This window comes from Pseudomonas sp. RtIB026, from assembly GCF_016861355.2.
Classification (GTDB): Bacteria; Pseudomonadota; Gammaproteobacteria; order Pseudomonadales; family Pseudomonadaceae; genus Aquipseudomonas; species Aquipseudomonas peradeniyensis.
The window spans coordinates 482,032-497,500 of sequence record NZ_AP023348.2 but is presented as its reverse complement, the minus strand read 5'-3'; the positions used below and the strand labels follow the sequence as shown (position 1 = coordinate 497,500).

The window sequence follows — 15,469 nt, the reverse complement described above, 5'->3', positions numbered from 1 at the left end:
GAACCTGCGGCTGGATCACCTCCTTAATCGAAGACATCAGCCTGCTGATGAGCTCCCACACGAATTGCTTGATTCATGATGTAAAGACGATGCGACCTGTTATATAGGTCTGTAGCTCAGTTGGTTAGAGCGCACCCCTGATAAGGGTGAGGTCGGCAGTTCAAATCTGCCCAGACCTACCATTTATTGGTACTACCTGGTTCGGCTGGTCAAATGGGGCCATAGCTCAGCTGGGAGAGCGCCTGCCTTGCACGCAGGAGGTCAGCGGTTCGATCCCGCTTGGCTCCACCACTCTTCAGGTTTCGCACTGCTCAGAACTTAGAAATGAACATTCGTTGATGAATGTTGATTTCTGACTTTTGTCAGATCGTTCTTTAAAAATTCGGATATGTGATAGAAATAGACTGATTACCAGTTTCACTGCTGGTGGATCAGGCTAAGGTAAAATTTGTGAGTTCTGCTCGAAAGAGCGACGTGCGAATTTTCGGCGAATGTCGTCTTCACAGTATAACCAGATTGCTTGGGGTTATATGGTCAAGTGAAGAAGCGCATACGGTGGATGCCTTGGCAGTCAGAGGCGATGAAAGACGTGGTAGCCTGCGATAAGCTTTGGGGAGTCGGCAAACAGACTGTGATCCAGAGATCTCTGAATGGGGGAACCCAGCCAGCATAAGCTGGTTATCTTGTACTGAATACATAGGTGCAAGAGGCGAACCAGGGGAACTGAAACATCTAAGTACCCTGAGGAAAAGAAATCAACCGAGATTCCCTTAGTAGTGGCGAGCGAACGGGGACCAGCCCTTAAGCTGGTTTGAGATTAGTGGAACGCTCTGGAAAGTGCGGCCATAGTGGGTGATAGCCCCGTACACGAAAATCTCTTGCCAGTGAAATCGAGTAGGACGGAGCACGAGAAACTTTGTCTGAACATGGGGGGACCATCCTCCAAGGCTAAATACTACTGACTGACCGATAGTGAACCAGTACCGTGAGGGAAAGGCGAAAAGAACCCCGGAGAGGGGAGTGAAATAGAACCTGAAACCGTATGCGTACAAGCAGTGGGAGCCTACTTTGTTAGGTGACTGCGTACCTTTTGTATAATGGGTCAGCGACTTATATTCAGTGGCGAGCTTAACCGAATAGGGGAGGCGTAGCGAAAGCGAGTCTTAATAGGGCGCTTTAGTCGCTGGGTATAGACCCGAAACCGGGCGATCTATCCATGGGCAGGTTGAAGGTTAGGTAACACTGACTGGAGGACCGAACCGACTACCGTTGAAAAGTTAGCGGATGACCTGTGGATCGGAGTGAAAGGCTAATCAAGCTCGGAGATAGCTGGTTCTCCTCGAAAGCTATTTAGGTAGCGCCTCATGTATCACTGTAGGGGGTAGAGCACTGTTTCGGCTAGGGGGTCATCCCGACTTACCAAACCGATGCAAACTCCGAATACCTACAAGTGCCGAGCATGGGAGACACACGGCGGGTGCTAACGTCCGTCGTGAAAAGGGAAACAACCCAGACCGTCAGCTAAGGTCCCAAAGTCATGGTTAAGTGGGAAACGATGTGGGAAGGCTTAGACAGCTAGGAGGTTGGCTTAGAAGCAGCCACCCTTTAAAGAAAGCGTAATAGCTCACTAGTCGAGTCGGCCTGCGCGGAAGATGTAACGGGGCTCAAACCATGCACCGAAGCTACGGGTATCACCTTTTGGTGATGCGGTAGAGGAGCGTTCTGTAAGCCTGTGAAGGTGAGTTGAGAAGCTTGCTGGAGGTATCAGAAGTGCGAATGCTGACATGAGTAACGACAATGCGAGTGAAAAACTCGCACGCCGAAAGACCAAGGTTTCCTGCGCAACGTTAATCGACGCAGGGTTAGTCGGTCCCTAAGGCGAGGCTGAAAAGCGTAGTCGATGGAAAACAGGTTAATATTCCTGTACTTCCAGTTATTGCGATGGAGGGACGGAGAAGGCTAGGCCAGCTTGGCGTTGGTTGTCCAAGTTTAAGGTGGTAGGCTGAGATCTTAGGCAAATCCGGGATCTCAAGGCCGAGAGCTGATGACGAGTGCTCTTTAGAGCGCGAAGTGGTTGATGCCATGCTTCCAAGAAAAGCTCCTAAGCTTCAGATAACTGGGAACCGTACCCCAAACCGACACAGGTGGTTAGGTAGAGAATACCAAGGCGCTTGAGAGAACTCGGGTGAAGGAACTAGGCAAAATGGCACCGTAACTTCGGGAGAAGGTGCGCCGGTGAGGGTGAAGCACTTGCTGCGTAAGCCCACGCCGGTCGAAGATACCAGGCCGCTGCGACTGTTTATTAAAAACACAGCACTCTGCAAACACGAAAGTGGACGTATAGGGTGTGACGCCTGCCCGGTGCCGGAAGGTTAATTGATGGGGTTAGCGCAAGCGAAGCTCTTGATCGAAGCCCCGGTAAACGGCGGCCGTAACTATAACGGTCCTAAGGTAGCGAAATTCCTTGTCGGGTAAGTTCCGACCTGCACGAATGGCGTAACGATGGCGGCGCTGTCTCCACCCGAGACTCAGTGAAATTGAAATCGCTGTGAAGATGCAGTGTATCCGCGGCTAGACGGAAAGACCCCGTGAACCTTTACTATAGCTTTGCACTGGACTTTGAGCTTGCTTGTGTAGGATAGGTGGGAGGCTTTGAAGTGGGGACGCCAGTTCTCATGGAGCCATCCTTGAAATACCACCCTGGCAACCTTGAGGTTCTAACTCAGGTCCGTTATCCGGATCGAGGACAGTGTATGGTGGGTAGTTTGACTGGGGCGGTCTCCTCCCAAAGAGTAACGGAGGAGTACGAAGGTGCGCTCAGACCGGTCGGAAATCGGTCGTAGAGTATAAAGGCAAAAGCGCGCTTGACTGCGAGACACACACGTCGAGCAGGTACGAAAGTAGGTCTTAGTGATCCGGTGGTTCTGTATGGAAGGGCCATCGCTCAACGGATAAAAGGTACTCCGGGGATAACAGGCTGATACCGCCCAAGAGTTCATATCGACGGCGGTGTTTGGCACCTCGATGTCGGCTCATCACATCCTGGGGCTGAAGCCGGTCCCAAGGGTATGGCTGTTCGCCATTTAAAGTGGTACGCGAGCTGGGTTTAGAACGTCGTGAGACAGTTCGGTCCCTATCTGCCGTGGACGTTTGAGATTTGAGAGGGGCTGCTCCTAGTACGAGAGGACCGGAGTGGACGAACCTCTGGTGTTCCGGTTGTCACGCCAGTGGCATTGCCGGGTAGCTATGTTCGGAAGAGATAACCGCTGAAAGCATCTAAGCGGGAAACTTGCCTCAAGATGAGATCTCACTGGAGCCTTGAGCTCCCTGAAGGGCCGTCGAAGACTACGACGTTGATAGGTTGGGTGTGTAAGCGCTGTGAGGCGTTGAGCTAACCAATACTAATTGCCCGTGAGGCTTGACCATATAACACCCAAGCAATTTGCGCCGAGGCCAAATTGTGGTGGTGAAGACGAAAGAACCGAAAGTTCGCGACAAACCACAAATATCGCATATCCGAATTGGCTGGAGTATCCATCTGGATGTTCTGGCAACAGAATTTCTTGACGACCATAGAGCATTGGAACCACCTGATCCCATCCCGAACTCAGCAGTGAAACGATGCATCGCCGATGGTAGTGTGGGGTTTCCCCATGTGAGAGTAGGTCATCGTCAAGATTCATTTCGCAAAACCCCTATCTGCGCGAGCAGGTAGGGGTTTTGTCTTTAAGTAGAGAGTACAGAGATTCGCTGGCACGTCCCTCGGACGGACCGGCACACAGAATTTCTTGACGACCATAGAGCATTGGAACCACCTGATCCCATCCCGAACTCAGCAGTGAAACGATGCATCGCCGATGGTAGTGTGGGGTTTCCCCATGTGAGAGTAGGTCATCGTCAAGATTCAATTCCAAAGCCCCTGATCGCGATGCGATCGGGGGCTTTGTCTTTTCAGGGTATCAATGCACGAGCTCCCTGGGCCGTCGTGAAGGGAACGGCATTCCCAGGCACAGCACGGCCCCCTGTAGGAGCGGCTTCAGCCGCGATCACCCGCGAAGCGGGTGCCAGACACCGAGTTGCTTGCATCGCGGCTAAAGCCGCTCCTACAGAGATCTCTTTTCGCCGTGCAACAGCACAGCCCGAAGGGCTATCCCCTGCTCCCTTATCTCCAAGACAAAAAAGGCCGCTCCCGGTTGGGAGCGGCCTTTTTGCTACCGGGGCATACACCCCCGCCAGTGCTATCAGCTCAGCAGATTACGCACATTGCCCATCGCCTCATCGGCAAAGCCCTGCAGGAACGCCTGGAAGCCCGGCAGGGCCTCCGGGCCACCTTCCCAGGGCTCGGCCTGGATGGTCCAGGTCGCTCGGCTGCGGCTGGCATCGATCGTCTGCACCTCCATGGCAGCCCACAGGTTGCCGATATTCAGGCTGGTGTAGATCAGGCTCCAGGTCATGTGCATGGCCTGCTCGTCACGGCTGTTCAACTGCTCGATCACCACGTTGCCATCCTTGAACAGTTTCTTGCGCACCGAGCGCACGCCACTGCCGGTCATTTCGATATGCGCCAGCGCGGGGATGAATACCGGGAAGCCGGCGAAGTTGCCGACGATGTTCCACACGCTGGCGGCCGGGGCGGCGATCTCGACGCTGGAAACCACCAGGCAGCCTTGCGGGTTGCGGATCAGGGTGTCGGGTTTGAGTGCTTGCATGGGATGTTGCTCCTGTTGTGGATAAAAGGGGTCAGATAAAGCCGATGTCGGCCAGGTAGCGGCAGCCGCGGCTAAGCAGCGCCGGGTCCTTGCTCGGGTAACGGGCGCCCATGCGCTGCACGCCGGCACGGGCGTTGTCGTGGGCGATGCCGGAGATATCGCCGATGTCTTCTTCGAAGCCGTCCAGGTAGAAGCCCAGGACGTCGTACAGCGCGTTTTGGCGGTCGACCCGGGCCAACTGGCGCTGCCACTGCTCGACGCTGACCAACTCGAAGGCATGGCCCTGCGCATGGAACGACGCCAGGTAGTCACGCCAGCGCAGTGGCTCGGGGTTGTGCAGGTTGAACACGCATTGGCCAGCCTGGTGGCGGCTGCTGTGGAAGGCGATGAAACGGGACAGGAAGTCCACCGGCATGAGGTCGAAGTCGATCTCCAGCCCCGGTACCTGGCCCAGTTGCAGTGAACCCTTGAGCATCAGCATCAGCCGGTTGCGCTGGGGCTGGCAGGCGCCCGTGCGGCTGTCGAAGGTGATGTTGCCGGGACGGAACAGGTTGACCCACACGCCCTGCTCGCGGGCACGGCTGAGGATGCGCTCGCCGACCCATTTGCTCAGGTTGTAGCCATTGCGGATGTAGATCGGCGGGGTACTGGCCGGGTCGCTCTCCAGCACGCGACCGTCGCCGTCCACCGCGCTGCACGCGGACAGGGTCGAGACGAAGTTGAAGATCTTCTTGCGTCGGCCTTCGCACAGCCGCAGGCACTCGAACAACGGCTCGATGTTGTCGGCGGCCAGCACCTCGTAGTCGAGCACATGGTTGACCTGCGCGGCGTTGTGCAGCAGGGCGCCATAGTGGTTGTCCAGGTCGTCGTAGTCGGCCTGGGACAAGCCCAGCAGCGGCTTGCGCAGGTCTGCCTCGAGTACCCGCACGCGGCTCAGGTCCAGGTTGATATGGTTGTCCTGCAGGGCTTGGGCGAAGCGTTCCTCGGCGGACTGCCCACCGGCGCGGCGTACCAGGCAGGCGACTTCGGTGGCGCCCCACTCCAGCAAGGCTTCAACCAGGTGAACGCCAAGGAAGCTGTTGGCCCCGGTGACGATGACCTTGTGCACATCGCCCAGACGCTCCATCGGCAGTACCTGCAGGCCGAGATCGCGGTTGGCGTCCTGTTCCAGGCGCGCCAGGGAGGTCTGCAGCGCATCATCGTTGCCGTCGAGCAGCGCGCCCAGGCGCCGCAGGGTCGGCTGCTCGATGAAACGGTTGATGGCCACACCCTGGCCGAAGTGTTCCCGGATCTCCAGCAACAGGCGCGACAAGAGGATCGAGTGCCCGCCCAGGTTGAAGAAGCTGTCGTCCAGTGAGATGTCGGCTGGCGGCAGTTCCAGCAACTCGCTCCACAGATGCAACAGGCGCTTTTCGGTGTTGGTCTCTGGTGCGATGTGCGCGTTCGCCGACAGGGCCAGTGGCTGTGCCGACAGCGCCCGGCGGTCCACCTTGCCGTTGGCGGTATAGGGCATGTGCTCCAGCACCTGGTAGAACAACGGGCGCATGTAGTCGGGCAGGTGCCGCTCGGCATGATCGCGCAGCAAGGTTTGCGCATCGGTCCGCTGCGGATGGGCGAGGAAGGCCAGGATCCGGCGCTGCGTGTCGATCACCACCGCCACCTGGGCGAACAGGTGGCTGTCGCGCAAGCAGTGCTCGATCTCCTCGGGCTCGACCCGAAAACCTCGGATCTTCACCTGGTTGTCACGCCGTCCGCACAGCTCGATGCCCTGGGCGGTCCACTTGCCGATGTCTCCGGTGCGATAGGCACGCAGCGTGCGGCCGGCGGGCAGGTCCAACTCGACGAAGCGTTCGGCGGTCAGTGCCGGTTTGTTCAGATAGCCCAGGCCGACACCGGGCCCGGCGATGTACAGCTCGCCCGGGGTCTGCTCCGCTACCGGTTGCAGCGCCTGGTCGAGTATCAGCACCTGGGTGTTGGCGATCGGCAGGCCCAGGTTGCGGTTGCTGTCACCGCTGGCGAACACCCGGGTGGTGGCCAGCACGGTGGTTTCCGTCGGCCCGTAGATGTTGTGCATCCGGCACTGACCGGACAGGCGGGCGATGACCTCCGGCTCACAGACGTCGCCGCCAGTGATCAGGTGGCGCAGACCGAGGTGGAGATCGCGGGGCAGGATGCTCAGCAGGGCCGGTGGCAGGAACGCGTGGCTGACTTCCTGGCTGTGGATAAGTTGTACCAGTTGCTGCGGATCACGGCGCTGGTCTTCGCTGGGCAGTACCAGTTCAGCACCGCAGGCGAAGGTCGGCAGGATGTCCAGCAGCGAGGCATCGAAACCGATGGTGGAGAACTGCAGCACTCGGCTGTGCTCGTCCAGGGCCACATGCTCACGGTACCAGGCCATGAAGTGCGTAAGGTTGCGCTGGCTGAGCAGCACGCCCTTGGGCTGGCCGGTAGTGCCGGAGGTGTAGATCGCCACGCAGGCCTGCTCGGCGCCGGCCTGGCGCAGCGCCAGGCCGGGCAACGGCATGGCCGGTGTCGCCGCGATGCCGCGAATATCCACATGAGAGATATCCACAGGCGCCTGCCCGTCATGCAGCACGACGCAGGCACCGGCATCCTCGAGGATCGACTGGCGTCGTTCGGCCGGCGTTGCCGGGTCCAGCGGCAGGTAGATGGCGGCGCAGCCCAGCACCGCCAGCAGGCTGGCATAGAGGTCGGGCGACTTGCCCATGCACACGGCGACCACGGGTGGCTGTTCACCTGGCTCGGGCAGCAACGGCGCCAGGGCCTGCTGGATGGCGACGGTGCGGGCATGCAGCTGGCGATAGCTGGAGCGCTGGCCGGCATGGTTCAGCGCAGGGCATTCGGCATGCAGGCGCAAGCTGTGCTCCAGCGTATCGATCAGGCCGGTTTCGGCCTTCTCCAGCAAGTCAGCGCGCAGTGTGCGGTTGAATGGGTGGCGGTAGGCCAGAGCCTCCAGCCAGTCCAGGCCGTGCTCGCGCTCCTGGTCGCCGGGGCTTGCCGCGGGTGCTTCCTGCAGATGCGCCGGATTGCGCGCAAAGCGGGTGACCTGCAGGGCCAGTTGATCACACAGGGCCTGCAGGGCGTCTTCGCGCAACTGCTGGCCGTTGCCGGCACTCGGCGCGGGGATCGCAGTTCGCTGGATCAGCCGCTGGGCGCTGGCACTGCCGCACCAGCACAGGGCTTCCAGTTGCGGCAGGGGCTCGGCGAAGCTGGCGCCCAGGCGCAGCCTGAGCAGTGGCGTGTTGCCCAGGGCATGCCAGTCGCAGCTGCCCAGGGCCAGGCTGCCATCTTCCACCACCAGGTCCGGCCGGGTCGACAGCTGCTGGCGCAAGGCTTGCGCGCTGTCGGCGGTGGCCGAGCCATGGCCGTGCTCGTCGAGTAGCCGGGTGAATGCCTCCAGGGTGGGGCTGGTGCCCACCAGGAGTATGTCGAGGCGTCTCATGTCCAGGTCCTCAGGGCAGGTAATCGCGCAGGGCGTCTTGTACGCAAGGCGACTCGAGCATCGAGCTGCTGCGGAAGAAACGCAGGATGTTGCCCAGCAGCGGATGCTGGTGATTGATCGGGTAGGCCAGGCCCTGCGCCTCCTCGCGCAAGGCCTGGCGCACCGGCTCGCTCACCGGCAAGGCGGCGATCAGGGCGCAGTCGAAAGCTTGCTGGATGTCGCTGGTCAGGTACTGACGCAGGAACAACGGCAGCACCTTGGCGATTGCCTGGCGATCCGCCTCCGGCGCGGTGTGCCAGTAGATGCGCGTCAGCCGCGCCCAGAAGCTTGAATGACGGCCTTCGTCCAGCAGGTGATCGGCCATCAGTCCCTTCACCGAGGGCTTGACCGAGTCGTCCTTGGCAAAGGCCGCGACATCGTCGGTCAGGGTGTTCTCGGCGATGCCCACGCAGATCAGCTCCAGCGCATCGCGCAGTGCCTCGGGCACCTGGTCCAGCACGGCCGGAATGGCGCGGCTGAGTTCGATCTCCTGGGGCAGGGCGATCGGATCGATGCCGGTCAAGGCGATGGTCTGCTGCAGGAAGTCCATCGCCACCAGGGCGTGATAGTCCTCGTCCACCACCACGGTCATCGCGTCGTAGCGGCAGGCGAACGGGAAGCGCACGGCAAAGCGGTCCTTGGCGATGCGCCGGGCGGTGCGGTCGACGATTTCGGTCTCGAAGATCACCACATCGTTGATGAACTTGTAGAGACTTTGCACCAGCACGAAATCACGCAGCTGCGGACATTCGCGCTGGAATGTCGCGCCGAGCACCAGGGGTTGGCGGCTCAGGGGGTAGATCAGTCGCTGGTCATCCTCCACCAGGCGCCGGGGCCGGGTGCGGATGGTCGCCCGAGCCTCCCAGGCCTCGGCAAAGGAGCGGTACTCGAGGGCATTCATGGGGTGACCTCGGCGACAGGTGTCTGCAGCGAGGCACGCAGGCGGTCCCACAGCGCCATGCGGCTGTCCACGGCGGCGATGGCGGCCACGTAGACGTCTTCCTGGCGCAGCGGGTCGTGGTCGACCAGGCGGGCCAGCAATTGTTCGGCGGCAGGCCCGTGGTCTTCGGAGTCCACCTCGATGTGGCGCTGCAGGTAGTAACGGAAGGTCGGAGCCTGCTCGGTGCCGATGCCCCACTCGTCGAGGATCTGCTGGAACATCGCCGGGATCACGCTTTCCCGGCCATGCAGGAAGGCGGCCGCAACCCGGTGGGCCGGCGCGTCGATAGCCACCTCGAGAGTGTCGCGGACGAATCGCTGGGCGGCTTCACTGGCACCGCAGCGCTGCAGGGCGTCAATGGCCGTGATGCCTTGCTGTTGCAGGCTGATGAAGCGATCGATGGCCTGGGTGCTGGCGCCGACCTCGCGCATGGCATCCAGGTACAGTTCGAAGTGGCTGTAGTGACCGTGGTCGAGGCGGTCATCCGATTCTTCGCCCAGCACGATCTCGTTGATCAGGCGTGCTGCGGCCGGGTCCGCAGGTGGCAGCCATGGCAGGCTGACGCAGGTCAGCTCCTGCTGCAGGCGCTTGGTCAGCGACATGAAGTCCCAGACTGCAAAAACATGGGTTTCCATAAATCGACGCAGTGTCTGCAGCGAGTCGATCTCGGAAAAGAGCGGGTGCAGGGAAAGTTCATGTTTCTTGTCGGAAAGTGTGCGCTTCAATGTGCTCATGATGAGGTCCGTTATGGATGGAATTCAGGGATCAAGTTGCTCTGCGCATTGTTCGTTATATAAATTCCAGGCGAAGAGATACCTCGAATGAAATTTCGACATCGAACAACGGATAGAGGCCGGCAGGGCTTGTCTGGCAAGGCGTCCACGGTGATACCTGGCCGCCCTTGGCTGGCGCTATAAAAGTTAGAACAACTTCAAAGTTCGCCGCAATTGTTTTTTTGATTATTTTATGCTCGGACTTTTCTTGAAATATAAGTGCCCGAATAAAACTTTGGGTAAGTTTTATTTTGGCAATATGTGCTCCTTCCGATAAATAACGATCAGAAAAATAGACACAGAGTGAATGCCTCACTCGGAGCACTGGTGAACGGAGATGGGAGAGTGACTATTGGAGGGCGGCTGATCGCGTGCGGTCCTTGCCCCGGTGCCAGGTTCCTTCTACTGGTGAATGAGGAGGCAGGCGGCCAGGTCCACGTCTGATGATCAGCGGCCGCTGCGGGGAGTAGAGTGTGCCCAAAATGCTGGCACTGCCATGGCCAGCAGCAGACCGGGCAGAGTAAATGCCCTCTTGGTCAGCGTATGGAAGGCAGGGGGAAGGTCAGTAACTGAGCAGCCCGAGGTGGCTGTTGAAGATGCGCACCAGGCGCTGGTTGAGCAGCGAAGCATCGACCGATGGCAGCGGCAACTCGATCAGCTCCAGCTCTCGGCGCACCAGACTGTGCCAGCCGAGCATCGCGGCCAGGGAGCCGGGCGGGTACAGCACGGTCATCGGCACCTGCAATGGAAGGTTGCTGGTACTGAACTGCGGGCTGTCACAGCTTGAAACAAACAAGTGACGGGTCTGCCCCGGACTCGTCTCCTGCACCTGTTGGATCAGGGCCAGGGCGATGTGCGCGCCCAGTCCCTGGGCGAACATCGCGTGGGGTTGTGCAAGGTAGGGTTGGAGCTGTTCGCGCAGGGCCTGGGTCAGGCGCCCGGCCACGGGCAACGCGGTGGACTGTTCCAGGTCGGCAATGCTTGGGACATCGACCGCGACCAGTTCGATGGGGTCGCTGAGGGTCCTTGCCCAGGTACGGTACTGGGCAAGTTGCTGCCGGGTGCTGGCCAGGCAGATCAGGCGGATCCTGGACGGCTGGTCGGGCGTGGTTTCCTGTCGCGTCTGCACGTGCACTGCCGTTCCTTGTGGCGGATCGTGTCTGCGCAGCGACGCGGTCGCTGAGGTCGGCTGCGCGGTTGAGCAGGATCAGTTGCCCGATTGCCTGTCGAGGTAGCTCCTGATGGTGCGCGCGGCATGGTTCAGGTGCTCTTCCAGAAGCTCGATGGCTCTGTCCACCAGTTTGTCGCTGGCGGCGTCGACCAGGGCGATGTGGTCGTCCTGGGTGAGCTTGCCCAGCCCCATCGAGGACAGGTGGAAGCGCAGGAAGCGTTCCTCCTCGTTGAGCTCGATCTCGATCATGCGCAGCAGTTTCTGGTTCTGCGCCTTGCTGTAGAGGGCCATGTGGAACAGACGGTTGAGCCGGCCGATCTCGGCGTGGCGGGTCTCATTTTCCAGCTGGCGGATGTATGCCCTGGCCTGGGTGATGTCGTCGGCATCGAGCAAGGGGATCGACTGACGCAACGCCTCGGTCTCGAGCAGCACGCGCAGGGCGTAGGTGTCGACGGCATCCTCGCCGATCAGTGGTGCCACAACCGCACCTTTGTGCATCACCACCTGCAGCAGCGACTGGGCCTCGAGCTGGCGCAGCGCTTCGCGCACGGGCATGCGGCTGACGCCGAACAGGGTCGCCAGCTCTTGCTGGCGCACGGCGGTGCCCGGTGGCAGGCGGCCGTCGAGGATGGCACTGCGCAGGCGCTCTTCTATGACACTGCGGGCCAGGTGCGGCGGTACCTGCTCGCTGCCCAGCACGGTGCTCAGGAGTTTGGGTTTCTCAGCCACGCGGGGTTCGCCTCGGCAACATGAAAATTGGATCCAATAACCCTAGTGAGGGAAGGGGGCGCTTGTCAAACGGATTGATCAAGCGGGTGCGCCATGGCGCACTCACGAAACGCGGCTATCGTGAAGCAAGTTGTCGGCATTGGGAAGATGGCCAAGGTCGCCAGCCCTTGTACGAAGCGGGTTTGCCGACAGTTGGCAGCACAGGCACCCGGTGCCATTGTCTTTTGCCGCGCCAGCCCGCACCATCGCTGCTTTCGACTGATCTGAACGGGTGTCCGCAGTGGCGATACCTTGGCCTCTCAATGCGACCGCACGCCGGCTCGGCCTTGCCGTGCTGCTCGGCTGCCTGTGGCTGGGCGCTACCCAGGCGGATTGGGACTTCTCGCAGATCAGCCGCCGTGCGCAGGCCCTGTATGGTCCGCTGGGGCCGGGGCAGGGGCGTATAGATGCCTGGCAGAACCTGCTGGCGACACAGAAGCAGGGCAGCGAGCTGGAGCAGTTGCAGGTAGTCAACCTGTTCTTCAACAAGCAGTTGCGCTACGTCGAGGACATCGACCTGTGGCACGAGGTCGATTACTGGGCCACGCCGGTGCAGTCGCTGATCAAGGGCGCGGGCGACTGCGAGGACTATGCCATCGCCAAGTACTTCAGCCTGCGGCGCATGGGCGTCCCGGCGGAAAAGCTGCGCATCACCTACGTCAAGGCCTTGCGCCAGAACCGTGCGCACATGGTCCTGACCTATTATTCAAGCCCACAGGCCCAGCCGCTGGTGCTCGACAGCCTGATGGACGCGATCAAGCCGGCCAGCCAGCGTACCGACCTGCTGCCGGTGTATGCCTTCAACGGTGAAGGCCTGTGGCTGACCGGCGCTGGCGGCAACAAGAAGGTCGGTGACACCAAGCGCCTGTCGCGGTGGCAGGACTTGCTGAAGAAAATGCAGGCCGAAGGGTTCCCGGCCGAACCGGTTTACTGAAGGAGCACAGATGTCACTGTTCAAACAATTGCTGCTAGCCATTTGCCTGTTCCTGGTGGTCGCCTTCAGTGGCAGCTTCATGGTCAGCCTGGAGAGCTCGCGCAGCCAGTATGTCAACCAGCTGCGCTCCCATGCCCAGGATGCGGCGACCGCGCTGGCGCTGTCGCTGACGCCGAACATCGATGACCCGGCGATGGTCGAGCTGATGGTCAGCTCGATTTTCGACAGTGGCTACTATTCGAGCATCAAGGTCATCGACCTGGACTCCAATGCCGTGCTGGTCGAGCGCCATGCCGAGCCCGATGCGGGAAGCGTGCCGGGCTGGTTCATCCAGCTGATCGGCCTGGACCCGGCCGGTGGCGACGCCATTGTCAGCCGTGGCTGGCAGCAGGCGGCGCGGGTCGAGGTGATCAGCCATCCGATGTTCGCCCTGGCCAAGCTCTGGCAGAGCGCCCTGGGCAGCCTGGGCTGGCTGCTGCTGTGCGGCGCGGCGAGTGCGGTGCTTGGGGCGCTGCTGCTGCGTCGCCAACTGCGGCCGCTTGACTATATGGTGGCGCAGTCCCACGCCATTGCTCGCCGTGAGTTCCTCAGCCTGCCGGAGTTGCCGCGCACACCCGAGCTGCGCCGGGTGGTGCAGGCGATGAACCAGATGGTCGAGAAGCTCAAGGCGCTGTTCACCGAACAGGCCGAGCGCAGCGAGAAGCTGCGTGCCGAGTCGTACCAGGACAGCCTCACCGGGCTGGCCAACCGTCGATACTTCGAAATGCAGCTCAACGCCCGGGTCAGCAATCTGGAGGAGGCCCGTGCCGGCTACCTGCTGTTGCTGCGGGTCCAGGACCTGGCGGGCCTGAACGCGCGCCTGGGGGGCCAGCGCACCGATCAGTTGCTGCAGGCGGTGGGCGAGCAGTTGCGCCGCACCTGCGCGAACTTCCCGGAGACCAACGACCTGATCACCCGCAGTCGTGGCGGCGAGTTCGCGGTGCTGGCGCCGGGCATGGTGCATGAGGAGGCGATCCAGTTGGCTCAAGCCCTGGAGACCACCTTGCAGAGTCTGCACGAGACCGGCGCCAGCGATGTCGACCCGGTGGCCTGCATTGGCCTGGCGCCTTACAGCCCCGGGGATGCCCCGCAAGCGCTGCTCAAGCTCGCCGACGAGGCCCTGGCCCGCGCCGAGAGCCAGCCCGCGCCGGGCTGGGTGTGCCTGGAACAGGGCGCCGCAGGCCAGGCCGCCGACAGCCACCACGCCTGGCACACGCGCCTGGACCAGGCACTGGACAAAGGGCAGTTCGAGCTGTTCTTCCAGCCCGTCGTGGATGCCAGGGCGCCGGAGCGGGTGCTGCACTACAAGGTCATCTCGCGCCTGCACGACGAGCAGGGTGAAGCCCTGGCGGCCGGCCGCTTCCTGCCGTGGCTGGAGCGCTTCGGCTGGATGGCGCGGCTGGACCTGCTGGTGCTGGAGAAAGTGCTCAGGCACTTGCAGGGACATGGCGAGGCGCTCGCGCTGAACCTGTCGGCCGCGACCCTGGCCGATCCCAAGGCGCTGCAGCGAGTCTACGAGCTGCTGGGGCAGCATGGCGCGCTGGGGCGGCGGCTGACCTTCGAGATCGGCGAAGAGCAGTTGCCCGAGCAATCGGTGCTGGAGCAACTGACCCGACGCCTGCGCGCCCTGGGCTTCAGCCTGGCGCTGCAACGCTTCGGCGGGCGCTTCAGCATGATCGGCAACCTCGCCCACCTGGGCCTGGCCTACCTGAAGATCGACGGTGGCTATATCCGCAGCATCGACCAGGAGCGGCACAAGCGCCTGTTCATCGAGGCCATCCAGCGCGCGGCGCACAGCATCGACCTGCCGTTGATCGCCGAGCGGGTAGAGACCGAAGGGGAGCTGAAGGTACTACGGGAGATGGGCGTGCAGGGGATTCAGGGGCAACTGGTAGGTGGGCCGGCACCCTGGCGCTGAGTGGCACCCTGTGGGAGATTACCCAGCCCTTCGGGTAGCACGCGAGCCCTGTGGGAGCGGGTTTATCGGACCGCCGCACCGCCGCGAACACCGGCAGAGCCGGTGCCAGGCACCGCGTTGGATTCTTCGCGGCTAAAGCCGCTCCCACAGTGATAACAGTTCCCTGCGCGACAGCGTCGTAGCCCGAAAGGCTGGCCTATCTCCTACAGGAGCAAGCAAGGGCCGCGTGATCAGATCAATCCGCCGTCCTCGTCTTCCTCGATCAGGTTGTTCAGGCCGCCTAGCGCCTCACGCGCGCTGGCGCGACTGAGCAGCTTGGCCTGGGCACCGGGCGGCAGGTCGGTGATGCTGAACACGCCCTTGGCGGTCAGTACCTCGATCAGGTCCTCCAGTACCCGGATCATGTCCAGGTCGCTCTGCTTGAGCTGCTTGAGGCTGTTCTCGACAACGTTGTCGGCGAACCATTCCTGGATCTCGGCATTGTCTGCCGGGACCATGTCGTTGAAACCACCGAATTCGGCGGCTTCCACCCGCAGCAAACGGCCGTCAGCGTCGCGTTGCACGTAGAACATGGCGGCGTCCCTCGTCACGATGAATCCTTTTTGGTAGTCAGCAGCATAGGCAAAGTTCACCGGGCATGTAAGCCCGGAGCACGAGTATGCGCGTGAAGGGATGGCTGGAAAAGCCCGCGCCCCCAACGGCGGCCCTTGCGGGC

9 protein-coding genes, 2 tRNA genes and 4 rRNA genes (1 of these 15 cut by a window edge) are annotated in these 15,469 nt (G+C 61.3%); 8 read left to right on the top strand and 7 right to left on the bottom strand.

The features are described from left to right. The 6 genes from PRtIB026_RS02230 to rrf (PRtIB026_RS02205) form a co-directional block, all read left to right on the top strand. A 16S ribosomal RNA gene (locus tag PRtIB026_RS02230) occupies positions 1–26 on the top strand; it begins 1,511 nt to the left of the window's first position. A 79-nt stretch (positions 27–105) separates the two neighbouring features. After that, positions 106–182: transfer RNA gene (locus PRtIB026_RS02225), tRNA-Ile, on the top strand. A gap of 33 nt (positions 183–215) precedes the next feature. Then, a tRNA-Ala gene (locus PRtIB026_RS02220) sits at positions 216–291 on the top strand. Positions 292–532: 241 nt separating this feature from the next. Next, positions 533–3,426, top strand: a 23S ribosomal RNA gene (locus tag PRtIB026_RS02215). A 136-nt stretch (positions 3,427–3,562) separates the two neighbouring features. Then, a 5S ribosomal RNA gene (rrf, locus tag PRtIB026_RS02210) occupies positions 3,563–3,678 on the top strand. A 109-nt stretch (positions 3,679–3,787) separates the two neighbouring features. Further along, positions 3,788–3,903 (top strand): 5S ribosomal RNA (gene rrf / locus PRtIB026_RS02205). Together the 16S, 23S and 5S rRNA genes with 2 tRNA genes alongside form the textbook arrangement of a ribosomal RNA operon. Positions 3,904–4,241: 338 nt before the next feature. On the opposite strand, the gene PRtIB026_RS02200 is transcribed toward rrf (PRtIB026_RS02205), so the two are convergent. The 6 genes from PRtIB026_RS02200 to PRtIB026_RS02175 all read right to left on the bottom strand — a co-directional run bounded on the left by PRtIB026_RS02200 (position 4,242) and on the right by PRtIB026_RS02175 (position 11,824). Further along, the gene (locus PRtIB026_RS02200; RefSeq protein WP_203649455.1) at positions 4,242–4,709 is read right to left on the bottom strand and encodes an SRPBCC family protein; all 468 of its coding nucleotides are present in this window, start codon (positions 4,707–4,709) and stop codon (positions 4,242–4,244) included. A gap of 31 nt (positions 4,710–4,740) precedes the next feature. Then, positions 4,741–8,172, bottom strand: a complete 3,432-nt coding sequence (locus PRtIB026_RS02195; protein ID WP_203649457.1) for an amino acid adenylation domain-containing protein — start codon at positions 8,170–8,172, stop codon at positions 4,741–4,743. Between the two features lie 10 nt (positions 8,173–8,182). Then, a complete protein-coding gene (locus PRtIB026_RS02190; RefSeq protein ID WP_203649459.1) occupies positions 8,183–9,112 on the bottom strand; it encodes a diiron oxygenase in 930 nt (309 codons plus the stop codon). Next, positions 9,109–9,885 (bottom strand): DUF3050 domain-containing protein, encoded by a 777-nt coding sequence (locus PRtIB026_RS02185; protein ID WP_203649461.1) that lies wholly within the window; start codon positions 9,883–9,885, stop codon positions 9,109–9,111. Before PRtIB026_RS02185 ends, PRtIB026_RS02190 begins: the two co-directional genes overlap by 4 nt. Before the next feature lie 601 nt (positions 9,886–10,486). Beyond that, on the bottom strand, positions 10,487–11,053 hold the full coding sequence (locus tag PRtIB026_RS02180; protein ID WP_203649463.1) for a hypothetical protein: 567 nt from the start codon (positions 11,051–11,053) through the stop codon (positions 10,487–10,489). Positions 11,054–11,131: 78 nt separating this feature from the next. Beyond that, on the bottom strand, positions 11,132–11,824 hold the full coding sequence (locus PRtIB026_RS02175; protein ID WP_203649465.1) for a GntR family transcriptional regulator: 693 nt from the start codon (positions 11,822–11,824) through the stop codon (positions 11,132–11,134). A gap of 271 nt (positions 11,825–12,095) precedes the next feature. Here PRtIB026_RS02175 and lapG point away from each other — a divergent pair, with 271 nt between their 5' ends. Continuing rightward, positions 12,096–12,797, top strand: coding sequence for a cysteine protease LapG (lapG, locus tag PRtIB026_RS02170; RefSeq protein WP_203649467.1), 702 nt, complete (start codon positions 12,096–12,098; stop codon positions 12,795–12,797). A 10-nt stretch (positions 12,798–12,807) separates the two neighbouring features. After that, positions 12,808–14,754 carry a cyclic di-GMP receptor LapD gene (gene lapD / locus PRtIB026_RS02165; protein WP_234562882.1) on the top strand — a complete coding sequence of 649 codons (1,947 nt, stop codon included), beginning with the start codon at positions 12,808–12,810 and terminating at the stop codon, positions 14,752–14,754. 230 nt (positions 14,755–14,984) lie between these two features. Here lapD and PRtIB026_RS02160 read toward each other — a convergent pair whose 3' ends face one another. Next, on the bottom strand, positions 14,985–15,326 hold the full coding sequence (locus PRtIB026_RS02160) for a tryptophan synthase subunit beta (protein ID WP_203652574.1): 342 nt from the start codon (positions 15,324–15,326) through the stop codon (positions 14,985–14,987). Positions 15,327–15,469 lie beyond the last annotated feature (143 nt).

Coding starts and splice junctions, on each gene's coding strand:
- PRtIB026_RS02200 (WP_203649455.1), bottom strand. CDS start 4,709: ATGCAAGCACTCAAACCCGACACCCTGATCCGCAACCCGCAAGGCTGC.
- PRtIB026_RS02195 (WP_203649457.1), bottom strand. CDS start 8,172: ATGAGACGCCTCGACATACTCCTGGTGGGCACCAGCCCCACCCTGGAG.
- PRtIB026_RS02190 (WP_203649459.1), bottom strand. CDS start 9,112: ATGAATGCCCTCGAGTACCGCTCCTTTGCCGAGGCCTGGGAGGCTCGG.
- PRtIB026_RS02185 (WP_203649461.1), bottom strand. CDS start 9,885: ATGAGCACATTGAAGCGCACACTTTCCGACAAGAAACATGAACTTTCC.
- lapD (WP_234562882.1), top strand. CDS start 12,808: ATGTCACTGTTCAAACAATTGCTGCTAGCCATTTGCCTGTTCCTGGTG.
- PRtIB026_RS02160 (WP_203652574.1), bottom strand. CDS start 15,326: ATGTTCTACGTGCAACGCGACGCTGACGGCCGTTTGCTGCGGGTGGAA.